This is a genomic window from Blautia stercoris (assembly GCF_054657695.1).
The window spans coordinates 907,508-924,513 of sequence record NZ_BAAHYF010000002.1 but is presented as its reverse complement, the minus strand read 5'-3'; the positions used below and the strand labels follow the sequence as shown (position 1 = coordinate 924,513).

The following is a 17,006-nucleotide window of genomic DNA, read 5'->3' as shown; positions in this document are numbered from 1 at the left end:
TTTCCTTCCTCCTAATGTTTCTATGAAATATAAGGATGCCAAAATTTCCAAGCTCAATTCCAACATCATTACGTTTCATTATACTATTAATTTTGGAAGTTGTATAGAACTACTTTTTCATCTTTGGCTTAAAAATCAGGCTCGCAAGATAGCCAAAAATCAGCGCTGCCGAAATCCCTACGGCACTCGATTCAAAACCACCCTGAAAAATGCCAAGCAGTCCCTGCTTATCTACCGCCTTTTTGATTCCTTTCCACAAAGTATTTCCAAATCCAAGCAGAGGAACACTCGCCCCTGCTCCTGCAAAATCAATCAGTTTTTCATAAATTCCAAGCGCACCAAGCACCGTTCCGGTACAGACCAACAGCACCATAACTCTTCCGGGCAGAAGTTTCGTCCGGTCAAGCAAAATCTGCACCAGTGCACAAATCAGTCCGCCCACCCAGAATGCATTCAGATAATCCATAAGTTCGCCCTCCACATTGCGTATTGCACATCTTTTTTGCATTGCCAAATCTATTTTAACAATGTTCGATTACAACTGCCTGGGCAATCCCAGGCACACTTTTTCCCTCATTATAACTTACTTTAGATAACAGCGCTCCAGTCGGTACAAACAGCACCCGCTTCCATTCACCTTTTTCAATTTTGGGCAGAATATACGAAGCAAATGTCGTGGCAGAACATCCGCATCCACTTCCTCCTGCATGGGTGTCCTGTGTTTCTTTATCATAAATTTCGATTCCACAGTCCATCAGCTTTGCCGTAACATCATATCCCTTTTCTTTCAATAAATCAATCAAAATTTCTTTTCCCACTTCTCCCAAATCACCGGTAATAATGCGGTCGTAGTCCTCCGGTTTTCGTCCAAAATCCTCCAGATTCTGATAAATGGTATCGCTTGCAGCCGGTGCCATACAGGCTCCCATATTCAAAGAATCCTTTAAGCCGTAATCTATGATTTTCCCTGTTGTAATTCCGGTAATTCTTGCTTTTCCGCCTTTTCGGCCAAGCACACAGGCTCCGCTTCCTGTCACAGTCCAGGTAGCTGAAAACGGTCTTTGATTTCCATATCCAAGTGGAAATCGAAATTCTTTTTCTGCACTTCCAAAATGACTTGAAGTTACTGCCACAACATAATCTCCATATCCTCCCGCCACCGCCATAGAAGCAAGCGACAGTGCTTCTCCCATTGTCGCACAAGCTCCATACAATCCATAAACCGGAATTTCAAATCCAATAATCCCAAAGGAAGAGGCAATCGTCTGTGCCAGCAGGTCTCCGGCATAAATCATACGGATTTCTTCCTTGGAGAGTCCCACTTTTTTTATCGCCATCGATACTGCTTCTTTTTGCAGGATACTTTCGGCTTCCTCCCACGACTGGCATCCAAACAGTCCGTCCTCTTCTCCTATTTTGTCAAAATATTTTCCAAGCGGTCCATCTCCCTCTTTTTTTCCAACCATAGAGGCTCCACTTAAAATATGCACTGCATTATGAAATAAAATACTCTGTTTCCCTATCATCTGTTCCCGTTCCATTTTATCCAGACCTCCTTATACGATTCCACATTGTCTGAGCGCATAATAAATCAGCCCCATCAGTGCCGAAGTCAAAATCCCATACAGAATCACCGGTCCTGCAATGATAAAGATTTTACACCCAATGCCGAATACCTGTCCTTCTTTTTGATATTCAATTGCCGGTGCCGCTACTGAATTCGCAAACCCTGTAATCGGTACTAACGTGCCTGCTCCTCCCCATTTTGCAAGTCTTGGATAAATATTAAATCCGGTAAGAATGACACTAAAAAGAACCAGGAGGAGCGAAGTCCAGCTTCCACCGGTCTGCGCATCAAGCCCCTGGCTCTTACAAATATTCATAATTCCCTGTCCTATCGTACAGATAATCCCACCTGATAAAAAAGCACGCGCCATATTTTTCGGCAAACTGTGAACAGGTGTCATTTTTTTTACGTACTTTCCGTATTCTTCTTGTTGTTTTATTTTTTCAATTGCTTCTGCTGTGGTTTGAGTGTTCTTAGCCATACCAGTCACCATCCTCTTCTATATTCTTGAAATTTTTCTACAGCTCATTTCAAAAATATATCTTTTTACTTTAGGATTAGTATGGCTTTTCAAAAGCAAAATTATTACTTCTCCGCTTCTTTTTCTTCTCCGTACAACCGTTTTGCCCTCTTCAAACAATGATACCGGTCTATCGACATCACAAGTCCCATTTCAGCCATAATAATAACGATAGAAGTACCTCCATAGCTAAAAAATGGGAGCGGAATACCTGTATTTGGAAATAAATTAATATTTACTGCAATGTTAATAATACTCTGAACTCCAATGTGGAAAAAGACTCCCATCGCCAGTACAGAACCGTAGACATTTTCAGAATTCTTTGCCACCTGATAAATCAGGTACAACAGATAAATCAAAAGTCCGATAATAACTAATGCGCCCACCAGTCCAAGTTCCTCACAGATAATTGAAAAAATCATATCTGTATGAGCTTCCGGAATAAATCCCGGCTTCTTTTGTACCGAATTACCAAATCCCTTTCCAAAAATCCCACCGGAACCAATCGCATACAAAGATTGAAGCGTCTGATACGATTTTGTCGAAGCATATTTCTGTGGTGCAAGCCATGCAGCAATTCTCGCCTTACGGAACGAATATGTATCCGCATTAATCAATGTTTCACTTGGCAGATTAAAGTAAATCGAAAGCACCATTGCAAGACTGACGGCTATTACACAGACAAGTGCAAATATTTTTAATTTCGGTGATTTAATGCAGACCACCGTGATTAGGTAAGTAATCCCAAGTACAACAATTGCAGAACTCAAATCCCTCGACAACTGCCACAACATCACCGCCGGAACTGCCCCGACTCCCCACAATAAAACCACAAAATAAGAATTATTTTTTATAATTGTCGGTCTAATCCAGTCAGCTGCCTGAATAACCTTTGCCGACCGCTTCTCAAAAATCTTGTGTCTTGGCTTCATATAAACATACCGTCTTTGAATCAGACAGGCCAATGCCAGGATCACAAATACTTTTACCGGCTCAGCCACCTGAAAGGAAATCGGTCCTAACTGAAACCAGCGCTTCGCACCGTTTATCTCTTCTCCTTTTGCAAACACCCATAAAATCAATCCAATTCCAACAAGATACCCCACTGTCGTAAAATGCCAGAATCCTGTATAATTCAATTTCGGCAAAATTACCATGCAGACTAATCCAAGCAAAATGAATACCATCTGCCGTTTAAAATAGTAGAAAGAATCATAATTATACTTTTCTGAATTCGCACAGGTCGTACTCGACGCAGAATAAATCATAATTGCACCAAAAAAGCACAAAATAAGCGTCACTGCCCAAATTTGAAACTCTCTTCTCTTTACCATTGAAAGATACTTTTCTTTTATCTGCTTATTTCGTTTTTTATTTTCTTTTTTCCGGTTTTTCTCTCTTATTTTATCTCTTTGGCTTTGATTTTGTTTCTTTGAGCCCTTTTTTTTCTCACTTTTTACAGCCATCTTTTCTCTCCCCATGAATCGCTAACTTTAATAGATTAACACACCGGCAGTTTATTTGTCTATGTTTATCCGTAAAATCGGTCAATTCGTTTTATGAGAAAGTCTGGCTTTTTCATTTTGATTTTGCTCGTTATAACCCTCAAAGCCCTCTTCAATTTCTTTTAAAATCTCTGCATAACGAAGCAGTTCTCTTTGAATTTCTTCTTTATTATCACGCTCCTGTTTATAACAGATTCGATGCTCCATGCTTGCCCAGAAATCCATGCCAATGGTGCGAATCTGCACTTCCACCGGATAATATTCTGTACTTTCCATCGAATATACCTGAATCCCCAGAATCATGTGAAAACTGCGGTATCCATTTGGTTTTGGATTTGTAATATAGTCTTTTTCTTTGACTAAAATCAAATCACTCTGTTTTCTTAACTGTTCTGCAAGGAGTTCGACATCCTTTTCAAAGTAGCAGATAACACGGATTCCGGCAATGTCCTGCAAATGCTCTTTTGCATTCATAAAACTCCCCTGCAAATCCATGCGTTTTAATTTTTCTTCGATACTTGCTTTTTGTTTAATACGAAACTGTATATTATGAATCGGATGTGATTTATTGCCATACATGGAATGATTGAGTACATCAAGTCTGGCTTTTAAAAGATTCAATGCATCCTGATACGGCACAATCAAGTCGTAGTATTGTTCATTTGTCATAAAACTTTCTTTCCTCCGGTCTTAAAAAACTTACAGCAGTCCGCCCATTCTGCTGCCATGGGTTATTATACCATATTCAATGCCGGTGGAAAATAAATCTTCCATGAAATTTCTATGAAACTCTTATAGATTTTTTATCCTGTAAAATGCTTCTCCTGATTTCCCCAGACTCACTATCCTTTTCTTAATCTTTAACAAAAAAACTGAACCAGACTTCCAAGTATCTTTCCAACTGCAAGCGATAAAATGACCAGTCCTGCACCTTTCGTAAGACCGACTCTTCTTGCCATAATTGCAAATACATTCACGACTTCTCCAAGCGCAATCACCCAGCTTCCCAGAAAAATCCCAAATCCGATTCCAACAAGAGCTACGCACCAGATACCCAGATTGATATGAATCCGATAAAGTAAAAACAGATTTCCCAGAAAACTGCCAAGCATCAGGCTGTTTTCATAAAACAGTAAATGATTTCCGGTGTGTGTCACTCCGGCATATCTCGGAATCATTCCAAGTCCGATAATAAATGCCGCCAGAGCTGTTGCTACAACCATACCGCCACATAATCCCACAATTCCGGCCAAAAGCTCTCTTAACATCTTATTTTCGTTCCTTTCTTTTTTCCTGCTCAATCAGTGTCTTATTGACATCATCCTCATAAACCCGCATTTCTACTTCCATTGGAGTCGGGTCTTCCGTAATCTTTCTGCCACCAAAATGATTAAAGAAAAAGATAACACCGAGTCCGATTCCAATTGAATACGATAGTTCCAAAATTGTTTTTCCATTTGAAACTCTTCCGGTGATCTGCTCATATACTTTCATAAATAAACCTGCCGTATCAACATCCGTATTGAAGGTCATAATCGAAAATGCCCCTCCAAAAAATGTCACAAGCGATACAAAAATTGTTTTTAACCAGGAATAGAATTGATGGGCGTGTTTCTGTGTTTCATAAGTCAGAATAAAATTTGCCTCTCCGATATGCGTCACATCTACGCTCTCTTCATTTCTTTGAATTAAATCCACGATTTCCAGTGCAGATATTACATACCGCCCTGGTTTTTCATTTGGAATCGTAAATAATTTGCGGGCTTTATTTCGGTTTAATACTTTTCCATTACTGCATGACAAACTTGCCACATCCTGAACGTAAACTTCGGGACTGTGTACTTCTACATTTTTTTCGGTCTGTATATATAAAATATCACTCATGTTTTCTGCTGCTCCTTGCCTTATAAGATGCAGAATTTAGTATTTAACAAACGTCTGAAAATTATACCTGAATTACTCTGGATTACTCCTAATCAATCCGTTCCCTTAAAACTTTTAAAATCTTTTTCTCCATTCTCGACACCTGAACCTGCGAAATTCCAAGTTCTCCTGCAATCTGCATCTGTGTTTTCTCCTGAAAAAACCGCAGATAAATCAATTCCCGCTCTTTTGCCTCCAGACTTCCCAGAAGCTGTTCGAGAAGCATTTTATTTAAAAGACTCTCCTGTCCGTTTTCCGGTTCTTCGATTTTATCTTCCAGTACAATTCCACTTCCATCCCCCTGATAAATCATCTTCTGCAGGGATTCAATCTGTGCACCTGCCTCCATTGCCATCACGAGTTCTTCTCTCGTCACCGCAATTTTCTCTGCAATCTCCTCAAGCCCTGGTTCTCTTCCACTTTCGGCAAATAGTGCCTCATGTACCCGATAAGCCTTTGCATTAATCTCTTTTAAAGAACGGCTGACCTTTATCATTCCCTGATCCCTTAAGTAACGCTTGATTTCTCCGGTTATCATCGGAACTGCATAAGTAGAAAATTTCACATCAAACGAACAGTCAAATTTATCAATGGCTTTTAATAGCCCAATCGTTCCGATTTGAAATAAATCCTCCATCTCCACTCCACGATTTAAAAATCGTTTTACGATACTATGCACCAGACCCATATTTTTCTCTACCAGCGTATCTCTTGCTTCCTTATCCCCTTGGTGTGCACGCCCGATAAGGGCAAGGACCTCATCCATAGCGCCTCCTTATTCTTCAAAGCTTTCCCTGCTTATGCCAATTTTCTTTCTCATACGCACGGTTGTTCCTTTTCCCACCTCGGATTCAACCAAAAGCTCGTCCATAAATGCTTCCATAAATGCAAATCCCATACCGGAACGTTCCTGGTCCGGTCTTGTCGTAAACATTGGCTCCATTGCCTGTTTTATATCTTCAATTCCCTTTCCATAATCAATTATCGTAACAAACAACTCTCTTTTACCTGTCTTACATTCAATCCTGATTTTCTCCTGCTTCTTATTGTCATAAGCATGAATAATGCAGTTTGTAATCGCTTCTGATACGGCGGTTTTAATATCTGCGACTTCTTCTAATGTCGGATTTAACTGCGTTGCAAATGCTGCAACGGTCACTCTTGCCAGGCTTTCATTACAAGAACGGCTGACAATTTCTAATGTCATTTCATTCGTATACTCCATTTTTATGCTCCCCCTTATCTTTTTTTCTGATGCCAGACTGTTTCCTGACTGATTTCAATATATTTATAAATTCCGGAAATCCGCATAATCCGATATACACGGTCATTCACATGAATTGCCGTCACTCTTCCCCCACTGTAACGCACAATCCGATACCGTCCCATTAGCATTCCAATCCCTGAACTGTCCATAAATGTCGTCTTCGAAAAATCAAATACCAACTGGGAAATCTCCCCCTTTTCCAGTTCTTCATCTACCACCTTGGTAATCTGCTGTGCAAAATGATGGTCCAGCTCTTCCGGCACATAAACCATCAGACAATTTTCCCTTCGTTTGATTACATCACTCATACTGATTACCCCTTACTCTATTCTTTCAATCTTTTGTAAAAAAAGGATGAATACTCATCGTATCCATCCTTTTTCTCAAGGTTTCTCTTTTGATTTTTCTATTCTTCTGAATCTTCTTCACTATAATCAGAATAACTGTTATCCTCTTCATCCGAGTTGCTGTAATCTTCATCATTATTATCATTAGAGGTATCTTCTTCATCATAATTATCATAATTCGAATCATCCTCTTCTGAATTATCTTCTTCATCATAATTCGTATCGTCCGAATTATCCGAGGTATCTGCCTGACTTTGCGTCTGACTGGATTGTGAAGAACCAGAAGAAGAACTTCCCCCTGTCAATGCATCTAAATAATCCTGCGCATCGGATGCATTCTGTGTTCCAGGGAAGGTATCAATAATCTTCTGATACCAGGTCTTTGCATTGTCTGTATCCCCACTCTTCTGATAGGCCTGTGCCAGATAGAACATCGAAGTGAAGTCCGGTTCTCCGATATCAAGCGCTTTTGTATAATTTTCAATAGCAGTTGCATAATCACCGCTCTCATAAGCATCCATCGCCGTACTTTGATATTTCTGTTTGACACTGGAACCAATGTCTCCCATAATCGCATCGTACATACTCTTTGCTTCAACAGAAAGCAGGTCACTGTTTACTCCTTCTAAGGCATTTGCTGCTGTCTCATAATTTTCATCATTATATGCCTGCCATGCCTTTAAAAGATTTTCATAGCTGGTTGTTGTTTCTTTTGCCTGAGAAATCTGGTCTGTCGCTGTATTTACAGATTCCGAAGAATTGTCAATTTCTTCCTGCAGACGAGTCAGTTCTGCTGCCTGTGTCGCTACTTTATCGCTGTATTCTACTACTTTTTGATTTGCTTTTTGATTAATCCGCTGATTCTGTGCCGGAACAACCAAAAACCACAATGCGGAAGCCCCGACCAAAAGCCCGATAATCAAATTGATTAACGTATTGGTAACGGTACGCTCCCGATATTCCATTGGTTGAATGACCACGTCATTTCCGGAGCGATAAACGACTCTTCCTTCTTTTTCCTGTTTTACTTTTTCTCTCGCCTTAAATCTTGGCTCTAAATTTGTAATTTTACCGGTCTGCTGTTCTACTTCTCTTAAAAAACGCAGAGTAGTCGTATTGGTCTTATCAATTTTTGCCGCTGATTTCAACTGCTTTCTTGCCTTCTCATATTTTCCATTGCGAATATAAATCAGTGCCAGTAAATGATAACCTTTAATCAGTTTCGGATTGTCCGCAAGCACTTTTCTAAGCTGCATCTCTGCCATGTCGATACTGCCTCTTTTACAGTATTCCAGACATTGATTGTACTTTTTGATACTCATGTTAATCGTATCAAGGCGGTTTGCATTTTTCTGCAGACGGTTGATATAATCAGCTGCGATATTATTTTCCGGCTGCATATTTTTACTGATTACCCATTCACTTAATGCCGCAACCACTTCACCGGTCTCAAAATAAACCAGTCCGAGAAGATTTCTCGCATGAATATTGTATTTATACATTCTAAGACTTCTCTGCAGGCAGGTAATTGCCCCTGACAGGTCACGAATCTGTGCTTTTTCCAAACCTCTGTTATAATACAAATTCGATAATGCGACAATCTGTTTCTGCACCGTCACATTGCATCCGCATCCAGGGCAATAGGAAGAGCTGTTAAGCTGGGTATTGCATATCATACATTTCATCTGTTTACTCCCTATTTTCTGGTGTTCCCTTCAGTTTCTTTTAAAATTTCTTTGAGTATATCCACAACATCTGTCAAATCCTGACGATAAATTGCATTTTCTGCATCGTCCACATCCTGACACGGCTCAAATTTTTTTAATTCCTCTTCGTAATTAATCATTTGTTTCTCCTTTTTAAATAGTCCTTAATCTCTCCAACGAGATACAAAGAACCTACAACAAATAGTAACCCGTCTCCTTTTTTTGCATAAGCCAGTTCAAATGCTTTTTCACAATCCGGTTCTGCATAGACCTGCTTACAACCGTTTTCTCTAAACAATTCTGCAAGTTCTGTTGAAGACTGTTTTCTGCTTCCCCAGATTTCTGTTACATACACATTGGAGAAATGAAGTCCATTACAGATTTTCTGAATCATGTCTTTAAAATCTTTATCGGAAACCGTTGTAAAAAGCAGAGTAATTGAATAATCATCCTGAAAATATCGAACTGTTTCTACAAATCTTGCAATTCCATCTTCATTATGAGCTCCATCCACAATGACACCTGGCAGTACTGTTTCCATTCTGCCCTGCCATTTTGTATGTTCCATCCCGGCTTTTAAGGTTTCTTTTTCGATTTTATGAACTTCTTTTAATACTCCCATTGTTTCCACCGCAAGAGATGCATTCATCATCTGATATTTTGCAATAAAAGGAATGAACAAGTCTATTGTACCATAAATTTTAGAATCGTAGGTAAATGAAATTCCATCCGGTGTATAAGAAGTCATCTTCTGGCTTGCCTGTTTTACCTCATAGTACGGACACCCCAGTTCTTTTGCCCGATTTTTGATGACTTTTTCGGCCTCTTCCTGATTTCCATCAAAGATAACCGGAACACCCGGCTTGATAATGCCGGCTTTTTCACCTGCAATCTTTTCAATCGTATCGCCAAGATATTCCACATGATCCAGACTGATAGAAGTAATCACGCAGGCAAGCGGAGATACAATCGAATTTGTCGCATCTAAACGTCCGCCCAGCCCGGTTTCCAGTACCAGTAAATCTACATCTGCCTCATCAAAAATGACCATTCCCATTAAAAATAGAAATTCAAAATAGGTTGGATGGTAATCTCCTACCTCTACAAGCTCATCTGCAAGCGCTTTGATTTTTAAGAAAGCCCGTAAGAATGCCTCATCTGAAACCATTTCTTCGTTAATCTGAAATCGTTCATTAATCTTTATCAGATGCGGTGAAGTAAACAACCCGCACTTATAGCCGCCTTCTTCAAGCATTGTGGAAAGAAACGCACAGACACTGCCTTTTCCATTTGTTCCTGCTACATGTATAATTTTTCGTTTTTTATCCGGACTTCCCAGTAAATCCAGACACTTTCTGGTATGTTCTAATTTATTTTTCGTTGTAAATTTCGGAATTTCTTCTATGTATGCAACTGCTTTTTCGTAAGTAAACAAAAATTAATCCTTCTTTCTTTTGTCATTTCCCTAAAAAATCACCGCTCCATTCACAATGATAAGGGTCACTTACCATTATAATGAAGCGGTGACAATATGCAAGCAAATTATGTCGGTTGTAAACTTTTTCTTTTACTGTGTCTCGACAGTAGTTTCTGACTTCTCGGAAGATGCCCCGTTTTCCACCGCGTCTGCTTTTTCATCTGTTTTTGTTTCTGTCTGTCCTTCTGTCTGCGAACCCATATCTGTCTCTGTTGTGTCTTCTGTGGATTCATCTGTTTGTGCTTTGGATGTTTCATGATAAATCTGTGTTTCTGTCCGACTTAATACCTTTCGGGTAGAACTGTTACTGCGAATTGCGATATCCACTTCATCTCCATCCTGTAAATCACCATCTGTCAGAAGAAGCGTCGTCGGACTGACATACGTTACTTCCACTAATTCTCCATTCACCTCAAGATAAGCAGACTGCGTGAAGTTTGTACCGGTAATATAATACCTGCCATCCGAAATTTTTTCAATTTTATCTAAGCTTACTTCTTCCACTCCAAGATGCAGCTTTTCTTTCTGATATGGATTTTTTCCGCCATAGACATACTGTTTTCCATATAAAATATCATACTGCAGCATTTCCAAATCTGCCTGATAATTCTTTGTCTGTCTTCTTGCCTGATGATAACGGAACACATTTCCTTCATGAATTCCAACACGGTTCATGACTTCTGCTGCCATCTGATAAGCAGCAATATTTGCATCTTTCTTTTCAAGCTCCATATTATCCCAGATTACATATTCTGTCTGGAACAGATAACGATTCTCCATATCTTCTACGGTCAATCCCATTGTCGGAAGATGATCCCCATACATGACAAGCACTACATCTTCATCAAGTTGAGATAAGGTATCCGTCAGTTCTTTTACAAACTGGTCCATCTCATAAATCTGATTACAGTAATACTCCCATTTATTATTTAACGCCTCTGTACTCGAACCGCTTACTGTAATCTTCGGATTTTCAATCGTCGGTTCTTCCGGATAATCTCCATGTCCTTGTACCGAAATCGTATAAATATAGTCCGGATCATCTGTCTCATTTAACGCCTGCATAATATATTTTGTCAGATTTCGATCTCTCATCCAGTCATTCGGGTTTGTATCATCCTGTTCCGACATATACTCTTCCGAAGTAAAGGTATCAAATCCAAGATTTGCAAATACACTTTTTCTTCCATAAAAGTTCGCCTCATTATTATGAATGGCATGAGTCCGATATCCCAGACTCTTTAATACATAAGGTGCACTTTCACAAGTTGTTTCTTTTAAAATACTCTTATATGGATATTCGCCAGGTCCAAAATAATGTAAGCTCATTCCTGTAATGCTTTCAAATTCTGTATTTGCTGTACCTGCGCCTACAGAAGGCACTTTATAATATCCGGAAGAATATTCCTTCATCAGTTTTCTGAAATTTGGAATCGGGTCTTCCGAAACATTTAAATAATTAACCAGTGTCGGATCAAAAAAGGATTCCAGCTGTAAAAAGATAATATTTGGTCTTTTTTCTCCTGTTTTGGGCAGATTTGATTCACTGTCCTCAATTTCATTGATTGCTGATTCAGAATAATCTCTCGGACAGCTGATTCCGGTATTAAAAATCGTAGTTGCCAGACAGTATGGATATCCATAATCCTGATAAGCAAATGCAATATTTCCAAAGTAATTGGAAAGCACTCGTTTATCCAGTGCCAGTCTGGTTGTTCCTGCAAATGCCAGCACTACAATCAGCACAAACGGAATATTGACACGGTAACGTAATTTCCCTCTGTATCTTGGCCCTTTTACAAATAAAATAATCATTGCAATCAGCACCAGTATTGCAATAATCATTACAATAACAAAGAAAAACGGATTCAAATACTTATTTGCAATCTTGACTGCGTCGGTAATCAGATGTAAATCCGGTCCTGTAAATGGAGTGACACGGTTTGCCAAAAGCACACCATTAATAATTCCAAGTCCAAGCCAGAAAATAGTTAACAATACCCTCATAAATACTCTTCTTCTTACCAGATACACTAACATAGTGGTTGTAAAAATAAGAAATGAGTTATATAAAAACACTAACGGTCTTTCTGTCATATAGCTAAAAGCTTCTGACACAGAATGTCTGGAGATGGCCTCGATTACAAAATATAAGACCATCACTCCAAACATCTGAAGAGGTACTGACAGAAAGTTCAAAATTTTGATAAACTGTTTTTTTATGGATTTCAAATGCTCAATCTCCTATCAGCCTTGCTTACTTTTCAAGCTGTTTCAGTCTCTCTCTTACCTGTTCCATCATATTTGTATATTTTTCAAGTTTTGCTTTTTCTTCTGCAACCTTACTTTCCGGAGCTTTGCTTACGAAGCGTTCATTGCTTAACATTCCTTTTACGCGGGCAAGCTCTTTGTTTAATTTTTCTTCTTCCTTGTGAAGTCTTTCTACTTCTTTTTCGATATCTACCAGTTCTGCGAACGGCATATAGATAACTGCCTTTGAAGTTACAGCAGAAACAGCATCTTCATCGATTCCGGCTTTGTCTGCCTGTACAACAACTTCACTTGCATAACCAAGTGTTCCAAAGAATACTTTTCCATTTTCAAATGTCTCACGGATTGCTTCATCTTCAGAAACAACAAATACTTTTGCTTTCTTGCTCGGCGGTACATTCATTCCGGTACGCACATTACGAATGCTTCTGACTGCTTCTTTGATGATTTCAACTGCTTCTTCATCCGCTTCAAAATCCCATTCTGCTTTTCTTTCCGGCCAGGAAGCAATCATGATAGATTCTTCTTCCGGACGAAGAGTGCAGTAGATTTCTTCTGTAATAAACGGCATATATGGATGTAATAATTTCAGTGCATTTCCAAGAACTGTTTTTAAAGTCCAAAGAGCTGCTGCTTTTGTGGTGTCTTCTTCATTGTACAATCTCGGTTTTACCATTTCGATATACCAGTCGCAGAATTCTTCCCAGATAAAGTCATAGACTTTCTGAACAGCAATACCAAGTTCATATTTATCCATATTTTCGGTTACTTCTTCTGCCAGTTTGTTTACTTTAGAAAGAATCCATTTATCGGCACCAGTTAAAGCATTTAAATCAATTTCCTGCGGTACTTCTGCTTTTTCCAGGTTCATCATGATAAATCTGGAGGCGTTCCATACTTTATTTGCAAAGTTACGGCTTGCTTCTACTCTCTCCCAGTAGAATCTCATATCATTTCCAGGTGCATTTCCTGTCATCAGAGTCAGACGAAGTGCATCCGCACCATATTTATCGATAACCTCAAGCGGGTCAATTCCATTTCCGAGGGATTTACTCATTTTACGTCCCTGTGAATCACGTACCAGACCATGAATCAGTACATGATGGAATGGAGTTTTTCCGGTCTGTTCCAGACCTGAGAATACCATTCGGATAACCCAGAAGAAAATGATATCATATCCGGTTACCAGTACATCGGTCGGATAGAAATAATTTAATTCTTCTGTATTGTCCGGCCAGCCAAGTGTTGAGAATGGCCATAATGCAGAAGAGAACCATGTATCAAGGGTATCTTCATCCTGTGTCAGATGTTCACAGCCGCATTTCGGGCATACAGACGGCAGTTCTCTTGCAACAACTGTTTCTCCACAGTTATCACAGTAATAAGCCGGGATTCTGTGTCCCCACCATAACTGACGGGAAATACACCAGTCACGGATATTTTCCAGCCAGTGCATGTAAATCTTATCAAAACGTTCCGGAACGAAAGTCAGGTTGCCATCCTGTAATGTTTTGATTGCAGCCTCTCCCATTTCTTTCATTCTTACAAACCACTGCGGTTTAATCATTGGTTCTACGGTTGTACCACAACGATCATGTGTTCCTACACTGTGAGAATGCGGAACAACTTTTACTAAAAGACCAAGATCTTCTAAATCTTTTACCATTGCTTTTCTGGCTTCGTAACGGTCCATGCCTGCGTATTTTCCACCTAAATCATTGATGGTTGCATCATCATTCATGATATTGATTTCTTCGAGGTTATGACGTTTTCCGACTTCAAAGTCATTTGGGTCATGTGCCGGTGTAATTTTTACACAACCTGTTCCAAATTCTTTATCTACATATTCATCAGCGATAACCGGAATTTCTCTGTCTGTCAAAGGCAGTTTTAACATTTTTCCGATTAAATCTTTGTATCTTTCATCTTCCGGGTTAACTGCAACTGCAGTATCGCCCAACAGAGTTTCCGGACGGGTGGTTGCGATTTCAACGAAACGACCTTCTTCTCCAACAATCGGATAATTGATGTGCCAGAAAAATCCATCCTGATCCTCATGTTCCACCTCAGCATCAGAAATAGAGGTCTGGCAGACCGGACACCAGTTGATGATTCTGGAACCTTTGTAAATATATCCTTTTTCGTATAAACGGATAAATACCTCTTTGACTGCTTTTGAACAACCTTCATCCATTGTGAAACGTTCTCTGTCCCAGTCAGCAGAAGCACCCAGTTTCTTTAACTGGTTAATAATTTTTCCGCCGTACTCTTCTTTCCATGCCCAGGCATGTTTTAAGAATTCCTCACGACCTAAATCCTCTTTATTAATCCCCTGCTCTTTTAATTTTTCAATTACCTTTACTTCTGTAGCGATTGCTGCATGGTCTGTTCCCGGCTGCCACAGTGCCTCATATCCCTGCATTCTCTTAAAACGAATCAGGATATCCTGCATAGTTTCATCCAGTGCATGCCCCATGTGAAGCTGTCCGGTTACATTTGGCGGCGGCATAACGATAGTAAACGGTTTTTTATCTCTGTTTACCTCTGCGTGAAAATATTTATTATCAAGCCATTTCTGATACAGTCTTTCTTCAAGACCCTTTGGGTCATAAGTTTTTGCAAGTTCTTTGCTCATGACTACCTCCTTGTTTTTATTGGTTTATTTTTTTTGCAGACATTTATCATAAAAATAAAAAAGCCTTTACAGATAAAACTGTAAAGGGCGAATGTCCGCGGTACCACCTTGCTTTTTAACTCTAAGTCTGTTAACGCAGACGACGCGTGAACACCTACGCAGGATGGCTTTTCTTTACAGTCCCCTCACCCTTTCAGCATTCCGGTTCCAAAGCTACCTTCCACTTGTTCCTCTGAAACGTGCTTTCAGCATTTTGCCGTTCTCTCTGGCAGATTTCCAAATGTACTCCTCTTTTTCAACACCTTTTGCTACGATACATCATAATCATAAAAAATCTTTTTGTCAAGCAAAAAAATGAACCGGAAGTTCCGATTCATTTTACATTCGCTCTTTCTTTATTTACGGGGGAAGTTTTCTTCCCCCTGCCGTTTAATCAGTCGCATAATTCTATAATGTTCAGGCTCCGAGCTTTGGCATTCCATACGAATTCCAGATACAAAACTTTGGCACGGAAGTTTTTCACCTTACTGCTGTTAAGCAGGTTTCCTGGCTCATGGATTAACGCTTCGCCGCCCTTCTCATATAATTTTATACAATGGGTATCTCCGGCGTCACTCCCCATATACAGTGACCGGCTCGCTCAGGCCTTGCACCTGATTCCCTTTTCACCTATTCTGTGCGGTCAGTATAGATGCACTCAACAGTTCTATGGAATTATACTAGATTTATAGTACCATTTTCTATCAGATTCGTCAAGTTTCCTTTTACATTTTGCATGATAACTTTTTAAAATCATTATTCTTCGCTGTCATTTTTTCCAGCATGCCACCAAATGTCCCGGTGTCCTTTCTTCTAATTCCGGTTCCTGCTGCCTGCACAAATCCATTGCATACGGACAACGTGTATGAAATCTACATCCTGACGGAACGTGGAGCGGACTTGGCAGTTCTCCTTTCATTCCAAACTGCTCCAGACTAAGTGCCCGCTTTGGATCCGCAATTGGAATGGCTTTCAGAAGTGCCTGTGTATAAGGATGACAAGGATTATCATAAACCTCATCACTTTCTCCGCTTTCTACAACCTTTCCCAGATACATCACACCGATCCGATCTGAAATATGGCGTACCATAGATAAATCATGTGCCACAAACAGATAAGTCAGTCCCAGTTCTTTCTGCAAATCTTCTAACACATTGACAACCTGTGCCTGAATGGATACATCTAAAGCAGAAATTGGTTCATCACAAAGCAGAAATTCCGGATGAACCGATAACGCCCTTGCAATACCAATGCGCTGACGCTGACCACCGGAAAATTCATACGCATATTTTCCCATATCGTCTGCCTTCATTCCTACTTTTTCCAGCAAACCTACAATTCGCTGTTCCATCTCTTTTTCAGAAAGCTTTTCAAAAACTGAAATCGGCTCTGCCATAATTTCTCTTACATTCTGATGTGGATCCAATGCGGAATAAGGATCCTGAAAGATAATCTGCATCCGTTTATGGTAGGAAAGAAGCTCTTTTCCTTTTATTTTTGTTATATCATCTCCATCATAAATTAAAGTACCATCCGTAGGTTCGTACATACGAATCAGCGTTCTTCCCAATGTGGATTTTCCGCATCCGGATTCTCCTACCAGACCAAATGTTTCCCCTCTCTTTATCGAAAGACTCACACGATCTACTGCTTTTACCTGCTGTATCGTTTTCCCAAAAAAATTTTTTACCGGAAAGTACTTCGACAGATTCTTTGCTTCCAGGAGATATTGCTCTTTTGTTTCCATAG

The 17,006-nt window shown here is 39.7% G+C and carries 16 protein-coding genes, 1 riboswitch and 1 other annotated feature; all 16 genes read right to left on the bottom strand.

All coding sequences use genetic code 11. The features are described 5' to 3' along the window. Nucleotides 1–109 precede the first annotated feature (109 nt). Nucleotides 110–466 (bottom strand): stage V sporulation protein AE, encoded by a 357-nt coding sequence (spoVAE, locus tag ACYQ2D_RS13975; protein WP_459785871.1) that lies wholly within the window; start codon nt 464–466, stop codon nt 110–112. A 55-nt stretch (nt 467–521) separates the two neighbouring features. Beyond that, nucleotides 522–1,541: a stage V sporulation protein AD gene (gene spoVAD, locus ACYQ2D_RS13970; protein WP_022303920.1), complete on the bottom strand. Its 1,020-nt coding sequence runs from the start codon at nt 1,539–1,541 to the stop codon at nt 522–524. 15 nt (nt 1,542–1,556) lie between these two features. Further along, a complete protein-coding gene (locus tag ACYQ2D_RS13965) occupies nt 1,557–2,048 on the bottom strand; it encodes a SpoVA/SpoVAEb family sporulation membrane protein (RefSeq protein WP_022303921.1) in 492 nt (163 codons plus the stop codon). 104 nt (nt 2,049–2,152) lie between these two features. Continuing rightward, complete coding sequence (locus ACYQ2D_RS13960; protein WP_459785867.1) at nt 2,153–3,553, bottom strand: FtsW/RodA/SpoVE family cell cycle protein; 1,401 nt, start codon at nt 3,551–3,553, stop codon at nt 2,153–2,155. Nucleotides 3,554–3,634: 81 nt separating this feature from the next. Next, nucleotides 3,635–4,261, bottom strand: a complete 627-nt coding sequence (locus ACYQ2D_RS13955; RefSeq protein ID WP_022303923.1) for a GTP pyrophosphokinase — start codon at nt 4,259–4,261, stop codon at nt 3,635–3,637. 191 nt (nt 4,262–4,452) lie between these two features. Then, the gene (locus ACYQ2D_RS13950) at nt 4,453–4,860 is read right to left on the bottom strand and encodes a stage V sporulation protein AB (protein ID WP_372554755.1); all 408 of its coding nucleotides are present in this window, start codon (nt 4,858–4,860) and stop codon (nt 4,453–4,455) included. Nucleotide 4,861: 1 nt separating this feature from the next. Continuing rightward, nucleotides 4,862–5,476, bottom strand: coding sequence for a stage V sporulation protein AA (locus ACYQ2D_RS13945; protein ID WP_459785866.1), 615 nt, complete (start codon nt 5,474–5,476; stop codon nt 4,862–4,864). A gap of 88 nt (nt 5,477–5,564) precedes the next feature. Next, a complete protein-coding gene (locus tag ACYQ2D_RS13940) occupies nt 5,565–6,281 on the bottom strand; it encodes a SigF/SigG family RNA polymerase sporulation sigma factor (protein ID WP_459785865.1) in 717 nt (238 codons plus the stop codon). Between the two features lie 9 nt (nt 6,282–6,290). After that, the gene (gene spoIIAB / locus ACYQ2D_RS13935) at nt 6,291–6,740 is read right to left on the bottom strand and encodes an anti-sigma F factor (RefSeq protein ID WP_022303927.1); all 450 of its coding nucleotides are present in this window, start codon (nt 6,738–6,740) and stop codon (nt 6,291–6,293) included. Between the two features lie 14 nt (nt 6,741–6,754). Then, entirely contained in the window at nt 6,755–7,090 is a 336-nt protein-coding gene (locus ACYQ2D_RS13930; protein WP_459785864.1) for an STAS domain-containing protein, read from the bottom strand. 98 nt (nt 7,091–7,188) lie between these two features. Further along, nucleotides 7,189–8,814, bottom strand: a complete 1,626-nt coding sequence (locus ACYQ2D_RS13925; protein WP_459785863.1) for a tetratricopeptide repeat protein — start codon at nt 8,812–8,814, stop codon at nt 7,189–7,191. A gap of 11 nt (nt 8,815–8,825) precedes the next feature. Beyond that, entirely contained in the window at nt 8,826–8,975 is a 150-nt protein-coding gene (locus ACYQ2D_RS13920; protein ID WP_022303930.1) for a hypothetical protein, read from the bottom strand. Beyond that, nucleotides 8,972–10,270 carry a bifunctional folylpolyglutamate synthase/dihydrofolate synthase gene (locus ACYQ2D_RS13915; RefSeq protein WP_459785861.1) on the bottom strand — a complete coding sequence of 433 codons (1,299 nt, stop codon included), beginning with the start codon at nt 10,268–10,270 and terminating at the stop codon, nt 8,972–8,974. Before ACYQ2D_RS13915 ends, ACYQ2D_RS13920 begins: the two co-directional genes overlap by 4 nt. Before the next feature lie 132 nt (nt 10,271–10,402). Next, on the bottom strand, nt 10,403–12,484 hold the full coding sequence (locus tag ACYQ2D_RS13910) for an LTA synthase family protein (RefSeq protein WP_459786187.1): 2,082 nt from the start codon (nt 12,482–12,484) through the stop codon (nt 10,403–10,405). A gap of 85 nt (nt 12,485–12,569) precedes the next feature. Further along, complete coding sequence (locus ACYQ2D_RS13905; protein WP_459785860.1) at nt 12,570–15,218, bottom strand: valine--tRNA ligase; 2,649 nt, start codon at nt 15,216–15,218, stop codon at nt 12,570–12,572. 80 nt (nt 15,219–15,298) lie between these two features. Beyond that, nucleotides 15,299–15,526: a binding site (T-box leader), on the bottom strand. A 211-nt stretch (nt 15,527–15,737) separates the two neighbouring features. Continuing rightward, a riboswitch (cobalamin riboswitch) is annotated at nt 15,738–15,934 on the bottom strand. Between the two features lie 92 nt (nt 15,935–16,026). After that, nucleotides 16,027–17,004, bottom strand: coding sequence for an ABC transporter ATP-binding protein (locus tag ACYQ2D_RS13900; RefSeq protein WP_459785858.1), 978 nt, complete (start codon nt 17,002–17,004; stop codon nt 16,027–16,029). Between the last annotated feature and the right edge of the window lie 2 nt (nt 17,005–17,006).